Origin of the sequence: Janibacter massiliensis (assembly GCF_900289115.1) — a bacterium.
GTDB lineage: Bacteria > Actinomycetota > Actinomycetes > Actinomycetales > Dermatophilaceae > Janibacter_A > Janibacter_A massiliensis.
Genome location: NZ_LT985196.1, coordinates 1,825,752 through 1,840,089 on the forward strand (window position 1 = coordinate 1,825,752; position 14,338 = coordinate 1,840,089).

A 14,338-nucleotide genomic window follows, 5' to 3' on the forward strand; every position below is an offset into this window, starting at 1 on the left:
CCCCGCCCGGCCCCGCCTGCCCCCTCCAGCGCTTCTTCGCAATTGCGCGCGCAAGTGACATCTGCGCTCCAAACATCACGCGCGCCTGCGCCATGTGACGCGCGGATCTCGCGAGCTCGCGAGGAGGTCCGTCGTCGGGATGTCGACCGTCGCAGGCGTCCCCACCCGCGGGCTGGGCTGGGCGACGCCGTCGTGATCAGGGGTGCGGGACTCTGCGCTTGCCGAGGCATGCCGAGGGGGAGTGCAGCTCGCCGCCTATCGCGGGCTCGATGGCCAACGCGTCGATCTGCGCGCTGAACGGGGCATCTGCGCGCGATATATCGCGCGCAGATGGCAATTGCGCGCGCAATTGCAGGGCAAGCAGGGGGTGGTCAGGCGGAGGGTGCGCCGCGGAGGGACATGGTTCCCATGGTGAGAGCGACGACGAGGAGGGCGGCGCCGAGCATGTGGGCGACGACGAGCGCCTCCGGGAGCTTCGTCATGTACTGGACGTAGCCGAGGAGGCCCTGGGCCAGCGTCACGACCAGCACGAGCAGCCAGCCCCGCTTCGGCCGCTCGTCGGCGGCGACGAGATGCGTCGCGAGCACCATGGCGATGACCAGCCCGGTGAAGAGCATCACCGCGTCGGCGTGGAGCCACGAGATCGTCCGCGGGTCGAAGCCGAACCGGGCGGGCGTGTCCGCGTCGCCGGAGTGCGGCCCCGAGCCGGTGACGACCGTGCCGAGGACGAGGACGAGGGCACCGACGGCGCAGGCGAGCGCCGCGGCCCGCCGGACCAGCGGCGGGGCGAGCGGCGCGAGCTCACCCGCGGGTTCGGTGGCACGGCGCCAGAGGTAGGTGGACACCGCGACGAGGACCGCCGATACGAGGAAGTGGGTGGCGACCGTCGCCGGGTGCAGCCCGAAGAGCACCGTCAGACCCCCGAGCACCGCCTGGACGACGACCCCCACGAGGACGGCCCACGCGGCCGGTGCGACGTGCCGCCGCCGATCGGTGGCCCGGTAGGCAGCCACCACGGCGAGCAGTGCCACGACACCGAGCACCCCCGTCAGGGTCCGGTTCCCGAACTCGATGTACTTGTGGAACCCCTCGGCCTGCTCGTAGGTCGGGGTGTACGACCCGGGCACGCACTGCGGCCACGTGGGGCAGCCCAGGCCGCTGCCGGTGACCCGGACCAGACCACCGGTCACGATGATCCCGAGCTGCGCGACGAGGTTCGCCAAGAACACCCAGGCAGCCCAGCGGCGGGCGTGCCCAGCCGCAGGCGCGGTCGATGCGGGAGGTGCAGCAGCGGGTCCGGTCACCCGTCGAGGGTAGGGCCGGGGCCCGACCGGCGACCGGCCGGGGGAGCCCCTCAATCCGGCCGGCACGGATCACGGCGACGAGCGCCGCGATGGAGGCCAGCGCCACGATGACCGTCGCGACGACCCGGACGGCCGCGCCACGGTCCACCCCTGGCGCGAGCGCCCAGAGCAGCGCCGCCAGCGCGAGGACGGCGAACGCGACGATGACGATCCGGGCCTGGTCCCCGGCCTCGACGTGGGTGCGCAGGGCCGGGCTGCCCTTCCCGATGGCGGTCACCCGCCGCGCGAGCTCCTCCCCGCTGCCCGCGGCCACGAAGGCGCTGACCGCCGAACCGAGGACGAGCGCCACTGCGGGCCAGCGCAGCGCAAGCCGCCACCCCGGCCGGGCGAGGTAGGCCCACACCGCAAGGACCGCCAACGGGGTGAGCACCACGACCGCGTGGACGACGAGGACGTGGGTGGGAGGCCACCGACGGAGTCGAACGGGTTGGTCGCAAGGAGCACGGATCAGTCCCTCCAGTCGAAGGTTCGGGTGACGACGGCGGTGGCCACGGCCGCCCACATGATCAGTGCACAGACCTGAAGAATGGCTGTGGCGCCCTCGACGGATGCCGAGCGCAGCGCTCCGGCGAGTGCACCGGGGGGCAGCAGGGAGACGACGGACGCCGTAAGCCCCGCCGGCGGCGCGACGACACCTCCGAAACCCAGGACGAGGACCCAGATGAGGTTCGCGAGGGCGAGCACGGCCTCGGCACGGAATGCGCCCGCGAGGACGAGGGCCAGCGCGACGCAGACCCAGGCGCCGAGGGCCAGCAGCGGAACGAGCTCGAGCCAGAGCAGGGCGTGAGGCCGCCAGCCCAGGCCCAGCGCGAGCCCGCCCAGGGCGACGACCTGCACGGCCAGGACGACGAGGACAGCCATCGCCTTGCCCGCGAGGAGCCCCCCGCTCCCGAGCGGGGTCGTCCCGAGCTGCCGCAGCACCCCGTACCGGCGGTCGAACCCGGTCTGGATCGCCTGTGCGGTGAAGGCACTAGAGACGACGGCGAGGGCGAGCACGCCGGGGGCGACGACGTCGATCCGGGGGTGCGGTCCCAGGTCGGGCCACGGGGCCCGGGTGAGGCCGACGAGGGCCAGCGCCGGCAGGACGAGCGCGACGAGGAGCTGCTCGCCGTTGCGGAGCATGATCCCCGCCTCGAATCGGGCCTCTGCCAGGGCGCGGCGGACGCCGCTCGCGGCGGACGGTCGGTCCGGGGCGCCCTCGGCGGATCCGGTCATCGTCTGGCCGTCCTCGTCGTCTCGAAGAAGGCGGCCTCGAGATCGCCGTCCGGTGCGAGCTGCCCGACCGTCCCGTCGGCGACGACTCGCCCGGCCGCCATGATGATGACGCGGTCGGCCAGACGGGCGGCCTCCTCGAACGAGTGCGTCGTGACCACGGCGGCGCAGCCCCGGTCGGCCGCGGCGCGGACGAGGTCCCACACGTCCCGGCGGGCGTAGGGATCGAGCCCGGCGGACGGCTCGTCGAGGAAGGCGACCTCCGGGTCGGCGACGAGGGCTGCCGCGAGGGCGACGCGCTGGCGCTGACCGCCGCTGAGCCGTCGGATGCTCGTGCCGGCGAAACCGCCGATCCCCAGCCGCTCGACGAGCTCGTCGACGCGCGTGCGGCCCGCGTGGAGGGAAGCGATGTGCCGCAGCAGGACGATGGGCCGGACCGACTGGGGGAGACCGCCGTCCTGGAGCATGACGCCCACCCGCGCACGATGGTCGGCGTCGGCGCGCCACGGGTCGGCCCCGAGCACGCGCACGCGGCCCCCGTCAGGGCGCTGGAGGCCTTCGAGGCACTCGATCGTCGTCGTCTTGCCAGCGCCGTTGGGTCCCAGGACGCAGGTGACCGCTCCCGCCTCGCAGGCGAAGGTGGCACCGTCGACGGCCGTCACCGGGCCGAAGCGGCGCACGAGCGAGTCGACCTCGACAGCGGGCACGCGGCGCAGTCTAGGGAGAGCGCGACCCCCTGCTGTCGGGGCGTCCAGCGGATTTTGGTAACGTTCCTGTTGTGTTTATGACGACTCCGGAGACGGCACGCACCGAGGGCGGCACCCGCGCGCGCGTCCTCGAGGTCGTGACCCGCTCCGGCCCGGTCACCGCCGTGGGGGTCGCCGAGGAGCTCGGCCTCACCCCGGCCGGGGTCCGTCGCCACCTCGAGGCGCTCGTCGCCGACGGCACGATCGAGGTCCGCGAGGAGCAGCACAGCGGGGGCCGCGGTCGGCCGGCGAAGGCGTTCGTCGTCAGCGACGAGGGCCACGGCGTCCTCCAGAGCGCGTACGACGACATCGCCGTCGACGCCGTCCGCTTCATCGCCGAGCTCGGCGGCTCCGACGCGGTCGCGCGGTTCGCGCGCGAGCGCACGGCGCGGCTCGAGGCGCGGTACGCCCGGGAGCTCGCCGACGTCGGGGACGACCCGCAGGAGCGCACCCAGGCCCTCGTCGGCGCGCTGCGCCGGGACGGCTTCGCCGCGTCGACCCGCCCCGTGGGCGACCACCCCGGGGCCGGGCTCCAGCTGTGCCAGGGCCACTGCCCCGTCCACGAGGTCGCGGGGGAGTTCCCCGTCCTCTGCGACGCCGAGACCGAGACCTTCTCCCGGCTCATCGGCGTCCACGTCCAGCGCCTGGCGACCCTCGCCCACGGCGACCACGTCTGCACGACCCACGTCCCGGCCACCGCGTCCGGGACGACCCGCACGTCCAGCACCACATCCCCCACGGAAGGGCGGACCCGATGACCACCGAAGCCACCCCCTCGATCGAGGAGCTCAACCCGGGGCTGAAGGACCTCGGCCGGTACGAGTACGGCTGGCACGACGCCGACAACGCCGGTGCGTCCGCCCAGCGCGGGCTGTCCCCGGCGGTCGTCGAGGACATCAGCGTCCGAAAGTCCGAGCCGGAGTGGATGCGCACCCTGCGGCTGAAGTCGCTCACGCTCTTCGACAAGAAGCCGATGCCGAGCTGGGGCAGCGACCTCACGGGTATCGACTTCCAGAACATCAAGTACTTCGTCCGCTCGACGGAGAAGCAGGCGACCTCCTGGGACGAGCTGCCCGAGGACATCAAGAACACGTACGACAAGCTCGGCATCCCCGAGGCCGAGAAGCAGCGGCTCATCGCCGGCGTCGCCGCCCAGTACGAGTCTGAGGTCGTCTACCACCAGATCCGCGAGGACCTGGAGGAGAAGGGCGTCATCTTCGTCGACACCGACACCGGTCTGCGCGAGCACGAGGACCTCTTCCGCGAGTACTTCGGCACCGTCATCCCCGCCGGGGACAACAAGTTCGCCGCGCTCAACACCGCGGTCTGGTCCGGCGGGTCGTTCATCTACGTGCCCCCGGGCGTCCACGTCGACATCCCGCTGCAGGCCTACTTCCGGATCAACACCGAGAACATGGGCCAGTTCGAGCGGACGCTCATCATCGCCGACGAGGGCAGCTACGTGCACTACGTCGAGGGCTGCACCGCGCCGATCTACAAGACCGACAGCCTCCACAGCGCCGTCGTCGAGATCGTCGTCAAGAAGGGTGCCCGCGTCCGGTACACGACGATCCAGAACTGGTCGAACAACGTGTACAACCTCGTGACGAAGCGCGCGACGTGCGAGGCCGGCGCGACGATGGAGTGGGTCGACGGGAACATCGGGTCGAAGGTGACGATGAAGTACCCGGCCGTCTTCCTCATGGGTGAGCACGCCCGGGGCGAGACGCTGTCGATCGCGTTCGCCGGCGAGGGCCAGCACCAGGACGCCGGCGCGAAGATGGTCCACGCGGCGCCGAACACGAGCAGCTCGATCGTCAGCAAGTCCGTCGCGCGCGGGGGCGGCCGGACGTCCTACCGGGGCCTCGTCCAGGTGCTCGAGGGTGCGGAGAACAGCAAGAGCTCGGTCGTGTGCGATGCGCTGCTCGTCGACACGATCAGCCGCTCGGACACCTACCCCTACGTCGACGTCCGCGAGGACGACGTCCAGATGGGCCACGAGGCGACCGTCTCGAAGGTGTCGGACGACCAGCTCTTCTACCTCATGTCCCGCGGGCTGTCCGAGGAGGAGGCGATGGCGATGGTCGTGCGCGGCTTCGTCGAGCCGATCGCCCGGGAGCTGCCGATGGAGTACGCCCTCGAGCTCAACCGCCTCATCGAGCTCCAGATGGAAGGGTCGGTGGGCTGATGGGCCTCATCACGGACGACACGGCGCAGCTCGCCCGCCCCGACGCCGCCGACCCGGTGACCCCGGGCCACGACGGCTCGGGCTGCGCGGCGGCCAAGCCGGACCAGTCCCGCTCCGAGCGCACGCGCTCCTTCGACCCGGCCGACTTCCCTCGGCCGACCGGTCGCGAGGAGGAGTGGCGCTTCACCCCGGTCGACCGTCTCGGGGCGTTCTTCCGCGACGAGACCACCGGCGCGTCGCTCGAGGTCGGCACCGACATCCCCGAGGGCGTGACGGCCTCGACCATCTCCGTGCAGGAGTGGCGCGCGCTCGGCGTGCCCGCGCCCGCGGACCGGGCCGCGGCAGTGGCTGCGGCCCGCAGCGGCGGGGTCACCGTCGTCGACATCCCGCGCGAGACGACGCTCGCGCAGCCGGTGCGGCTCACGCTCGGGGGCGAGGGCGACACCCTCGTGCACGGCCACCTCATGGTTCGCGCCGGCCGTTTCTCCCGGAGCACCGTCGTCCTGGAGCACACCGGGTCCGCCGACCATGCGGAGGTCGTGACGATCCTCGCCGAGGACGGCGCCGACCTCACGGTGGTCACGACGCAGGAGTGGGCCGACGGGACCCTTCACGTGGGTCAGCACGACGTCGTCGTCGGTCGTGACGCGCGCGTCCGGCACGTCGCGGTCAGCCTCGGCGGGAGCCTGGTCCGGCTCGACGTGAACGCCACGTACGCCGGCCCGGGCGGATCCTTCGAGGGGCTCGGGGTCTACCTCGCCGACGACGGCCAGCACCTCGAGCACCGGCTCTTCGTCGACCACGAGGCGCCGCGCTGCCAGAGCAACGTGGAGTACAAGGGCGCCCTCCTCGGCGAGACCGCCCACACGGTGTGGATCGGGGACGTCCTCATCCGCGCCGCGGCCGAGGGCACCGAGACGTACGAGATCAACCGCAACCTCGTCCTCACCGACGGTGCGCGCGCTGACTCCGTCCCCAACCTCGAGATCGAGACGGGCGAGATCGCCGGCGCCGGGCACGCCTCGGCGACCGGCCGGTTCGACGACGAGCAGCTGTTCTACCTCCAGGCTCGGGGGATCCCCGCGGACGAGGCCCGACGCCTGGTGCTCCGGGGCTTCTTCGCCGCGATCGTCGACCGCATCGGCATCGACGAGATCGAGGAGCGCCTCATGGGAGCGATCGACGCCGAGCTCGGCCACGTCGCCCCCGCCGGGACCAACGAGGAGGACGACGCGTGATCGGCACCTACGTGTGCGACCTCGACGAGCTCCCGGAGGTCGGTGCCGCCAAGGCGGACGTCGACGGCCGGATCGTGTCGATCGTGCGGACCGAGGACGGCGAGGTGCACGCCATCGACGACACGTGCACGCACGCGAACGTCTCCCTCTCCGAGGGTGAGGTCGAGGGCTGCCTCATCGAGTGCTGGCTGCACGCCTCCCGGTTCGACCTGCGCACCGGCCAGCCGCAGAACCTCCCGGCGACCCAGCCCGTCGCCGTCCACACCGTGACCGTCGAGGACGGGCGCGTGCACGTCGCCCTCGCCGGAACCGACCAGACCACCCAAGGAGCATGACCATGGCAACGCTCGAGATTCGCGACCTGCACGTGAGCGTCGACACCGAGGACGGGCCCAAGGAGATCCTCAAGGGCGTCGACCTGACGATCCGGTCGGGTGAGACCCACGCGATCATGGGTCCGAACGGGTCCGGCAAGTCGACCCTCGCCTACTCGATCGCGGGTCACCCGAAGTACACGGTGACGAGCGGCAGCGTCACGCTCGACGGCGAGGACGTCCTCGCGATGAGCGTCGATGAGCGCGCCCGCGCGGGCCTCTTCCTCGCGATGCAGTACCCCGTCGAGGTCCCCGGCGTCACGGTGAGCAACTTCCTCCGCACGGCGAAGACCGCCGTCGACGGTCAGGCTCCGAAGCTGCGGACCTGGGTCAAGGAGGTCCGCGGCGCGATGGACGGCCTGCGGATGGACCCGGCGTTCGCCGAGCGCAACGTCAACGAGGGGTTCTCCGGCGGGGAGAAGAAGCGGCACGAGATCCTCCAGCTCGAGCTCCTCAAGCCGAAGTTCGCCGTGCTCGACGAGACGGACTCCGGCCTCGACGTCGACGCGCTGCGGGTCGTCTCGGAGGGCGTCAACCGCGCGAAGGCCACGACCGACGCGGGCGTCCTTCTCATCACGCACTACACGCGCATCCTCACGTACATCCGTCCGGACTTCGTCCACGTCTTCGTCGACGGGCGGATCGCCGAGGAGGGTGGCCCCGAGCTGGCCGACCGGCTCGAGGCCGAGGGCTACGACCGCTTCGTCGCGACCGGGGCCTGATGACGGCCACCCCCTTCACGGACGCCGAGCTCGAGGCCATCCGCGCCCAGTTCCCCATCTTGGGGCGGACCGTCCGGGACGGCGCGCCGCTGGTCTACCTCGACTCCGGGGCGACCTCGCACAAGCCGACCCGGGTGCTCGACGCCGAGCGGGCGTTCTACGAGCGCCTGAACTCGGCGCCGCACCGCGGCGCGCACGCGCTCTCCGAGGAGGCGACGGAGGCGTACGAGCAGGCCCGGGCCACGATCGCCGCCTTCATCGGCGCGACACCGGACGAGATCGTGTTCACGAAGAACGCCACCGAGTCGCTCAACCTCGTCGCGAACGCCTTCGCCGTCTCGCCCCACCCGGCCATCGAGGGAAGCGAGCGGTTCGCCCTGAGCCCCGGCGACGAGGTGGTCGTTACCGAGGCCGAGCACCACGCGAACCTCGTGCCGTGGCAGGAGCTGTGCCGGCGCACGGGGGCGACGCTGCGGTGGTTCGGTCTCGACGACGAGGGTCGGATCGACCTGTCGGCCGTCGACGAGCTCGTCACGGACCGTACGAAGGTCGTCGCCTTCACCCACGTGAGCAACGTCCTCGGGACGCTCAGCCCCGTCGCGGCGCTGCGGGACGCCGCCCGGTCGGTCGGCGCGCTCGTCGTCCTCGACGCGTGCCAGTCCGTACCGCACCTGCCGGTCGACGTACGCGAGCTCGACGTCGACGTCCTGGCGTTCTCCGGGCACAAGATGCTCGGGCCGACGGGGATCGGCGTTCTCTGGGGGCGGCCGGACCTGCTCGCCGCGATGCCGCCGTTCATCACCGGCGGCTCGATGATCGAGACCGTCCGCGTGGAGGGCTCGACGTACGCACCGCCGCCGCAGCGCTTCGAGGCGGGCGTGCCCATGACCGCGCAGGCGGTCGGGCTCGCCGCCGCGTGCGACTGGCTCACCGCGATCGGGATGGACCGGGTCCACGCCCACGAGCAGGCCCTCACCGAGCGGCTCCTCGCCGGTCTCGCCGAGCGCCCGTGGGTGCGGGTCGTCGGACCGACGGACCTGCGGGAGCGGGGCGGGGCCGTCGCCTTCGTCGTCGACGGGGTGCACGCCCACGACGTCGGGCAGGTCCTCGACCACGCCGGGGTCGCCGTGCGTGTCGGGCACCACTGCGCGTGGCCGCTGCACCGCCGGTTCGGGGTCGCCGCGAGCACGAGGGCGAGCCTGGCGGTCTACACGACGCCGGGGGAGATCGACGCCTTCCTCGAGGCGCTCGACCGCGTCCCCGCCGTCTTCGGACTCGACACCGACGGGAGCGAAGCCTGATGGACCTCTACCAAGAGCTCATCCTCGATCACAGCAAGCACCCCCGGCACGCCGGGCTCCGGGAGCCCTTCGAGGCCGAGGTGCACCACGTGAACCCGACGTGCGGGGACGAGGTGACCCTCCGCGTCCACGTCGAGGGCGAGGGCGAGGACGCCCGGGTCGCCGACATCTCCTACGACGCCCTCGGGTGCTCGATCTCCATGGCCTCGACGTCGATGCTCGCCGAGGAGGTCACCGGCCTCACCCTCGCGGAGGCCGCGCCGGTGCACGCCGCGATGCGGGCGATGCTCACGTCCAAGGGGGAGGACCCCGGCGACGAGGAGGTCGTCGGCGACGGGGTAGCCCTGGCTGGTGTCGCGAAGTACCCCGCGCGGGTCAAGTGCGCGCTCCTGGGCTGGATGGCCTTCAGCGACGCGCTCCACCGCAGCGGCCACACGCTGCCGAACGAGGAGGACCAGGCATGAGCGAGACCCCCACCCCCACCCCGGCCAACGTCGCCGACGTCGAGGAGGCGCTGCGCGACGTCGTCGACCCCGAGCTGGGCATCAACGTCGTCGACCTCGGTCTCGTCTACGGGGTGACCGTCGACCCGGCCAACCACGCGATCGTCGACATGACCCTCACCTCGGCGGCGTGCCCGCTGACCGACGTGATCGAGGACCAGGCGGCCCAGGCGCTCGAGGGCCTCGTGGCCGGCCACCGGATCAACTGGGTGTGGATGCCGCCGTGGGGTCCGGACAAGATCACCGACGACGGTCGCGAGCAGCTGCGCGCGCTCGGCTTCAACCTCTGACGGTTGCCGCGGGCGCCCCTCGCTGGAAGGAACGTCGCATGAGGATCGAATCGGCGGCCGACGTCCTGCTCCGGCACGTGGCCGCGGGGACCTTCACCGGCGGCGTGCTCGCCGTGGGCCGGGGCCGGGACGAGCTCGACGTCGTCTCGCTCGGCCGCGCCGACCTCGAGGGTGCGCCGATGTCGACGGAGAGCATCTTCCGCATCCAGTCGATGACGAAGGCCGTCGTGGCCGCCGCGACCCTCCGCGCGGTGCAGGAGGGCGCGCTGTCGCTTGACGACCCGGTCGACCGCTGGCTCCCCGAACTGGCAGATCGGCCCGTGCTGCGCACCCCGACCTCGCCACTGGACGAGACGGTGCCCGCCGACGGTCCGATCCGGGTCCGCCACCTCCTCACGTGCACGAGCGGCATCGGTGTCGTCGACCCCCGCTCGCCGCTCGGCGAGGCGATGGAGCGGGACGGCACGGACGCCGGCCCGGCACCCAGCCCGCTCGGTGCCGACGAGTGGCTATCGCGCCTGGCCGCGCACCCGCTCGTCGGGCACCCCGGAGCGGTGTGGCGCTACCACCACTCGTTCGCGCTGCTCGGGATCCTCCTGGCCAGGCGGGCCGGCACGACGCTCGAGGACCATCTTCGGCGCGTCGTGCTCGACCCGCTCGGGATGCCGGACACCGGGTCCTGGGTGCCGGAGGACGAGCGACACCGGCTCGTCGGCGCGTACCGGCTCGAGGACGGCCGCCTCGTCGAGGTCGAGCCGGCGGCGGGCGGGCCGTACGCCGGGACGCCGCCGGTCGACGTGAGCCACGGGGAGCTCGTCTCCACCGCCTCGGACTACGCGGCCTTCCTCGCGATGCTCGTCGATGGACGGGCGGCGGACGGCTCGACGTACCTCTCGGACGGGCTGCGCGGGGAGATGGTGCGCGACCAGGTCGACCCCGTGCTGAAGACGCCGGGCAGCTTCGCGTGGTCGGACTCGTTCTGGGACGGGCTCGGATGGGGTTACGGCGGCGCGGTCGTGACCGAGGGCGAGCAGCGGGGCATGTTCTCGTGGTCCGGCGGCGCCGGGACCGACTTCGCGCTCCTGCCCGACGGCCGGTTCGTCGTCCAGCTCACCCAGACCGAGATGTGCCCGGCCGTCATGCCCGCCTTCGGCGAGGTGCTGGCCGCGGCGCTCGGCACCGGTGGCTGAGCGGCTCGTCGAGGTCGCCCCGGACCGGTTGACCGCCTGGCTCGACCGGTTCACGGCGAACAACCCCGGCCCCGACCCGGCCCAGCGCGTGGTCGCCGTCGACCGCTTCGACCACGACCCGCTCGCCCTGCTGCTGCTCCGCCGCGGCGGGTACGCGGTCGGGCTCGTGGCCGGTGGCTCGCTCGTCGCTCACAAGACCGGGACCCGGTACGTCCAGTCGCGGACGAAGGCCGGCGGGTGGTCCCAGCAGCGGTACGCCCGCCGGCGGGGGAACCAGGCCGATGAGCTGGTCGATGCTGCCGCGGGGCACCTGGCGAGGATCCTCACCGACCGCGCACCGGCGCAGGCACTCGTCATCGGAGGCGACCGCCAGCTCGTCGCCGACGCCCTCCGCGCACTGCCCGAGGTCGCCGGCCTCCCGCGCCGGGAGCTCTTCGACCTGCCCGACCCACGCCTCGACGTCCTCCGCACGGCGCTCGAGCGCGCCCGTGCCGTGCGCGTGACGATCGAGGAATGAGCGGCGAGCGCCCCGCCGGACCAGAGGTCCGACGGGGCGCTCGTGCAGCGGGTCGCCCTGGATCAGGGGTTCTCGACGTCCCGGACGGCGAAGGTGTCGCACTCGTTGATGCTCTGGGCGTTCATGCCGCGCATGAGCCACTTCTGGCGCGCCTGCGCCGACCCGTGGGTCCACGACTCGCGGTTGACGCGTCCGACCTGCGTCTCCTGGATCGTGTCGTCACCGACGGCCTTCGCTGCCGACAGCGCGTCCTGCACGTCCTGCTCGGTCACACCCTTGAGGAACGGCGTCCCGTTGCCGGAGTCGGTGCTCGACGCGTGCTGCGCCCACATGCCGGCGAGGCAGTCGGCCATGAGCTCGACGCGCACGGCTCCGGACTGCTCGCCCCTGGCGTCCTGCTGCGCACGCCCGAGCAGGTTGTAGAGGTGCTGGATGTGGTGGCCGTACTCGTGGGCGACGACGTACTCCTTGGCCAGCTGACCGTCGCTGGAGCCCATCCGCTCGAGCAGCCCGAAGAAGCTCGCGTCGACGTAGATCGTCTCGTCCGTGGGGCAGTAGAAGGGGCCGACCTGGTTGCTCGCCGTGCCGCAGGCGGACTGCGTCGCGCCCTCGTAGACGACGGTCTGCGCGGGCTCGAAGGCGCGGCGCTGGCCGGTATAGGCGGTCTCCCAGTACGTCTCGGCCGAGTAGGCGGTCGCGGCGACGAGGCAGCGGTCGTCCTCGTTCGCGTCCTTTCCGGTCTTGCAGTTCTCCTTCACCCAGCTCTGCGGGGCCTCCTGGTAGGACTGACCGCCCGCGCTGCCCCCGGTCGGGTCAGCTCCATTGGGGAACAGGAGATAGCCGACGATGGCGATGATGAGGCCGAGGATGCCGCCGCCGCCGGCGATCATCGGGCCGCGCCCGCCGCCTCCGCTGCTGACGTTCGAGGTGTCGATCTGGGCGTTCTCGTTGAAGCTCACGGTGGGCCTTCCGGGACGTGGGCGATCAGGCCCGCGGGCGTGCGGGCCATAGACTAACCCGGCCGCGTGCGCCCTCCCCCGATCGTTCGGGACCGCCTCGGCACCCCGAACCCCTCGTCGACCTGCAGGAGCACCGTGATCGTCGCCAGTGGGATCGAGCTGCGCGCGGGGTCCCGGATCCTCCTCGACGACGCGAGCTTCCGGGTCGCACCGGGTGACCGGGTCGGGCTCGTCGGGCGCAACGGCGCGGGGAAGACGACCCTGACGAAGGTGCTCGCCGGGCAGGGCCAGGCGGCCGCCGGCACGGTGACGACCTCGGGCGAGGTCGGTTACCTCCCGCAGGACCCCCGCACGGGCGACCTCACCGTCACCGCCCGGGAGCGGATCCTCTCCGCCCGGGGGCTCGACACCATCGTCCGCGACCGGCGCCTGGCCGAGCAGCGGATGGCCGCCGCGGACGACGCGATCCGGGAGAAGGCGATGCGCCGCTACGCCCGGCTCGAGGACGAGTTCGCCTCTGCCGGCGGGTACGCGGCCGAGTCCGAGGCCGCGTCCATCGCCTCGGCGCTCGGCATCGACGAGCAGCGGATGGACCAGGAGCTCGGGTCGCTCTCCGGCGGTCAGCGCCGCCGGGTCGAGCTCGCCCGGATCCTCTTCTCGGGCGCGGAGACCCTGCTGCTCGACGAGCCGACGAACCACCTCGACGCCGACTCGATCGCCTGGCTGCGCGACCACCTCAAGGGGTACTCCGGGGGTCTGGTCATCATCAGCCACGACGTCGACCTCCTCTCGGTCGTCGTCAACCGCGTCTTCCACCTCGACGCGAACCGGGGCGAGATCGACGTCTACAACATGGGGTGGAAGAACTACCTCACCCAGCGGGAGACCGACGAGCGGCGCCGCAAGCGGGAGAGCGCGAACGCCCAGAAGAAGGCCGGCGCCCTGCTCGAGCAGGCCGAGAAGATGCGCGCGAAGGCGACGAAGGCGACCGCCGCGCAGCAGATGATCCGGCGGGCCGAGAAGATGCTCGCCGGGCTCGAGGGCGAGCGGCAGACCGACAAGGTCGCCAAGCTGCGCTTCCCGACCCCCGCGCCCTGCGGCAAGACCCCGCTGCGGGCCTCGGGCCTCTCGCGCAGCTACGGCAGCCAGGAGATCTTCACCGACGTCGACCTCGCCATCGACCGGGGATCGCGCGTCGTCGTCCTCGGGCTCAACGGCGCGGGGAAGACGACGCTGCTGCGGATGCTCGCCGGGGTCGACGAGCCCGACACCGGCCAGGTCGAGCCCGGCCACGGGCTCAAGCTCGGGTACTACGCCCAGGAGCACGAGAACCTCGACGTCGACCGGTCGGTCCTGGAGAACATGAAGTCGGCCGCCCCGGACCTCGGGGAGACCGAGGTGCGCAAGGTGCTCGGCAGCTTCCTCTTCTCCGGGGACGACGTCGACAAGCCCGCCCGGGTCCTGTCCGGCGGGGAGAAGACCCGTCTGTCCCTCGCGACGCTCGTCGTCTCGAGCGCGAACGTCCTCTTGCTCGACGAGCCGACGAACAACCTCGACCCCGCCTCGCGCGCGGAGATCCTCGGGGCGCTCTCGACGTACACGGGCGCGGTCGTCATGGTCACGCACGACGAGGGCGCGGTCGACGCGCTCGAGCCGGAGCGGATCCTCCTCCTGCCCGACGGGGTCGAGGACCTCTGGGGACCGGACTACCGGGACCTCATCAGCCTCGCGTGA

Annotated in this window: 16 protein-coding genes; 12 read left to right on the forward strand and 4 right to left on the reverse strand. The window is 72.4% G+C overall.

Annotation, left to right across the window (positions count from 1 at the left end; translation table 11 throughout):
* Positions 1-371: 371 nt before the first annotated feature.
* Positions 372-1,304, reverse strand: a complete 933-nt coding sequence (locus DAA34_RS08855; RefSeq protein WP_234354183.1) for a COX15/CtaA family protein — start codon at positions 1,302-1,304, stop codon at positions 372-374.
* Between the two features lie 89 nt (positions 1,305-1,393).
* Here DAA34_RS08855 and DAA34_RS08860 point away from each other — a divergent pair, with 89 nt between their 5' ends.
* On the forward strand, positions 1,394-1,699 hold the full coding sequence (locus DAA34_RS08860; RefSeq protein WP_106818592.1) for a hypothetical protein: 306 nt from the start codon (positions 1,394-1,396) through the stop codon (positions 1,697-1,699).
* Positions 1,700-1,811: 112 nt separating this feature from the next.
* On the opposite strand, the gene DAA34_RS08865 is transcribed toward DAA34_RS08860, so the two are convergent.
* Both DAA34_RS08865 and DAA34_RS08870 read right to left on the reverse strand, forming a co-directional pair.
* On the reverse strand, positions 1,812-2,579 hold the full coding sequence (locus DAA34_RS08865) for an ABC-2 transporter permease (RefSeq protein WP_106818594.1): 768 nt from the start codon (positions 2,577-2,579) through the stop codon (positions 1,812-1,814).
* Positions 2,576-3,283 (reverse strand): ABC transporter ATP-binding protein, encoded by a 708-nt coding sequence (locus DAA34_RS08870; RefSeq protein WP_106818596.1) that lies wholly within the window; start codon positions 3,281-3,283, stop codon positions 2,576-2,578. Before DAA34_RS08870 ends, DAA34_RS08865 begins: the two co-directional genes overlap by 4 nt.
* 77 nt (positions 3,284-3,360) lie before the next feature.
* On the opposite strand from DAA34_RS08870, the gene DAA34_RS08875 reads away from it, so the two are divergent.
* The 10 genes from DAA34_RS08875 to DAA34_RS08920 are packed head-to-tail and all read left to right on the forward strand — an operon-like array spanning position 3,361 to position 11,645.
* Positions 3,361-4,080 carry a helix-turn-helix transcriptional regulator gene (locus DAA34_RS08875; protein ID WP_106818598.1) on the forward strand — a complete coding sequence of 240 codons (720 nt, stop codon included), beginning with the start codon at positions 3,361-3,363 and terminating at the stop codon, positions 4,078-4,080.
* Positions 4,077-5,510 carry a Fe-S cluster assembly protein SufB gene (gene sufB, locus DAA34_RS08880; RefSeq protein ID WP_106818600.1) on the forward strand — a complete coding sequence of 478 codons (1,434 nt, stop codon included), beginning with the start codon at positions 4,077-4,079 and terminating at the stop codon, positions 5,508-5,510. Before DAA34_RS08875 ends, sufB begins: the two co-directional genes overlap by 4 nt.
* A complete protein-coding gene (gene sufD / locus DAA34_RS08885; protein WP_106818602.1) occupies positions 5,510-6,748 on the forward strand; it encodes a Fe-S cluster assembly protein SufD in 1,239 nt (412 codons plus the stop codon). Before sufB ends, sufD begins: the two co-directional genes overlap by 1 nt.
* Positions 6,745-7,083: a non-heme iron oxygenase ferredoxin subunit gene (locus DAA34_RS08890; RefSeq protein ID WP_199847446.1), complete on the forward strand. Its 339-nt coding sequence runs from the start codon at positions 6,745-6,747 to the stop codon at positions 7,081-7,083. Before sufD ends, DAA34_RS08890 begins: the two co-directional genes overlap by 4 nt.
* Before the next feature lie 2 nt (positions 7,084-7,085).
* Entirely contained in the window at positions 7,086-7,844 is a 759-nt protein-coding gene (gene sufC, locus DAA34_RS08895) for a Fe-S cluster assembly ATPase SufC (RefSeq protein WP_106818604.1), read from the forward strand.
* A complete protein-coding gene (locus DAA34_RS08900; protein WP_106818606.1) occupies positions 7,844-9,145 on the forward strand; it encodes an aminotransferase class V-fold PLP-dependent enzyme in 1,302 nt (433 codons plus the stop codon). Before sufC ends, DAA34_RS08900 begins: the two co-directional genes overlap by 1 nt.
* On the forward strand, positions 9,145-9,609 hold the full coding sequence (gene sufU, locus DAA34_RS08905) for a Fe-S cluster assembly sulfur transfer protein SufU (RefSeq protein ID WP_106818608.1): 465 nt from the start codon (positions 9,145-9,147) through the stop codon (positions 9,607-9,609). The genes DAA34_RS08900 and sufU overlap by 1 nt, the downstream gene beginning before the upstream one ends.
* Complete coding sequence (locus DAA34_RS08910; RefSeq protein ID WP_106818610.1) at positions 9,606-9,938, forward strand: metal-sulfur cluster assembly factor; 333 nt, start codon at positions 9,606-9,608, stop codon at positions 9,936-9,938. The genes sufU and DAA34_RS08910 overlap by 4 nt, the downstream gene beginning before the upstream one ends.
* A 38-nt stretch (positions 9,939-9,976) precedes the next feature.
* Positions 9,977-11,128 (forward strand): serine hydrolase domain-containing protein, encoded by a 1,152-nt coding sequence (locus DAA34_RS08915; protein WP_106818612.1) that lies wholly within the window; start codon positions 9,977-9,979, stop codon positions 11,126-11,128.
* Positions 11,121-11,645 (forward strand): acVLRF1 family peptidyl-tRNA hydrolase, encoded by a 525-nt coding sequence (locus tag DAA34_RS08920; protein ID WP_106818614.1) that lies wholly within the window; start codon positions 11,121-11,123, stop codon positions 11,643-11,645. Before DAA34_RS08915 ends, DAA34_RS08920 begins: the two co-directional genes overlap by 8 nt.
* 62 nt (positions 11,646-11,707) lie before the next feature.
* On the opposite strand, the gene ypfJ is transcribed toward DAA34_RS08920, so the two are convergent.
* Positions 11,708-12,604 (reverse strand): KPN_02809 family neutral zinc metallopeptidase, encoded by an 897-nt coding sequence (ypfJ, locus tag DAA34_RS08925; protein WP_106818616.1) that lies wholly within the window; start codon positions 12,602-12,604, stop codon positions 11,708-11,710.
* A gap of 135 nt (positions 12,605-12,739) precedes the next feature.
* On the opposite strand from ypfJ, the gene DAA34_RS08930 reads away from it, so the two are divergent.
* Positions 12,740-14,338: an ABC-F family ATP-binding cassette domain-containing protein gene (locus tag DAA34_RS08930; protein WP_106820021.1), complete on the forward strand. Its 1,599-nt coding sequence runs from the start codon at positions 12,740-12,742 to the stop codon at positions 14,336-14,338.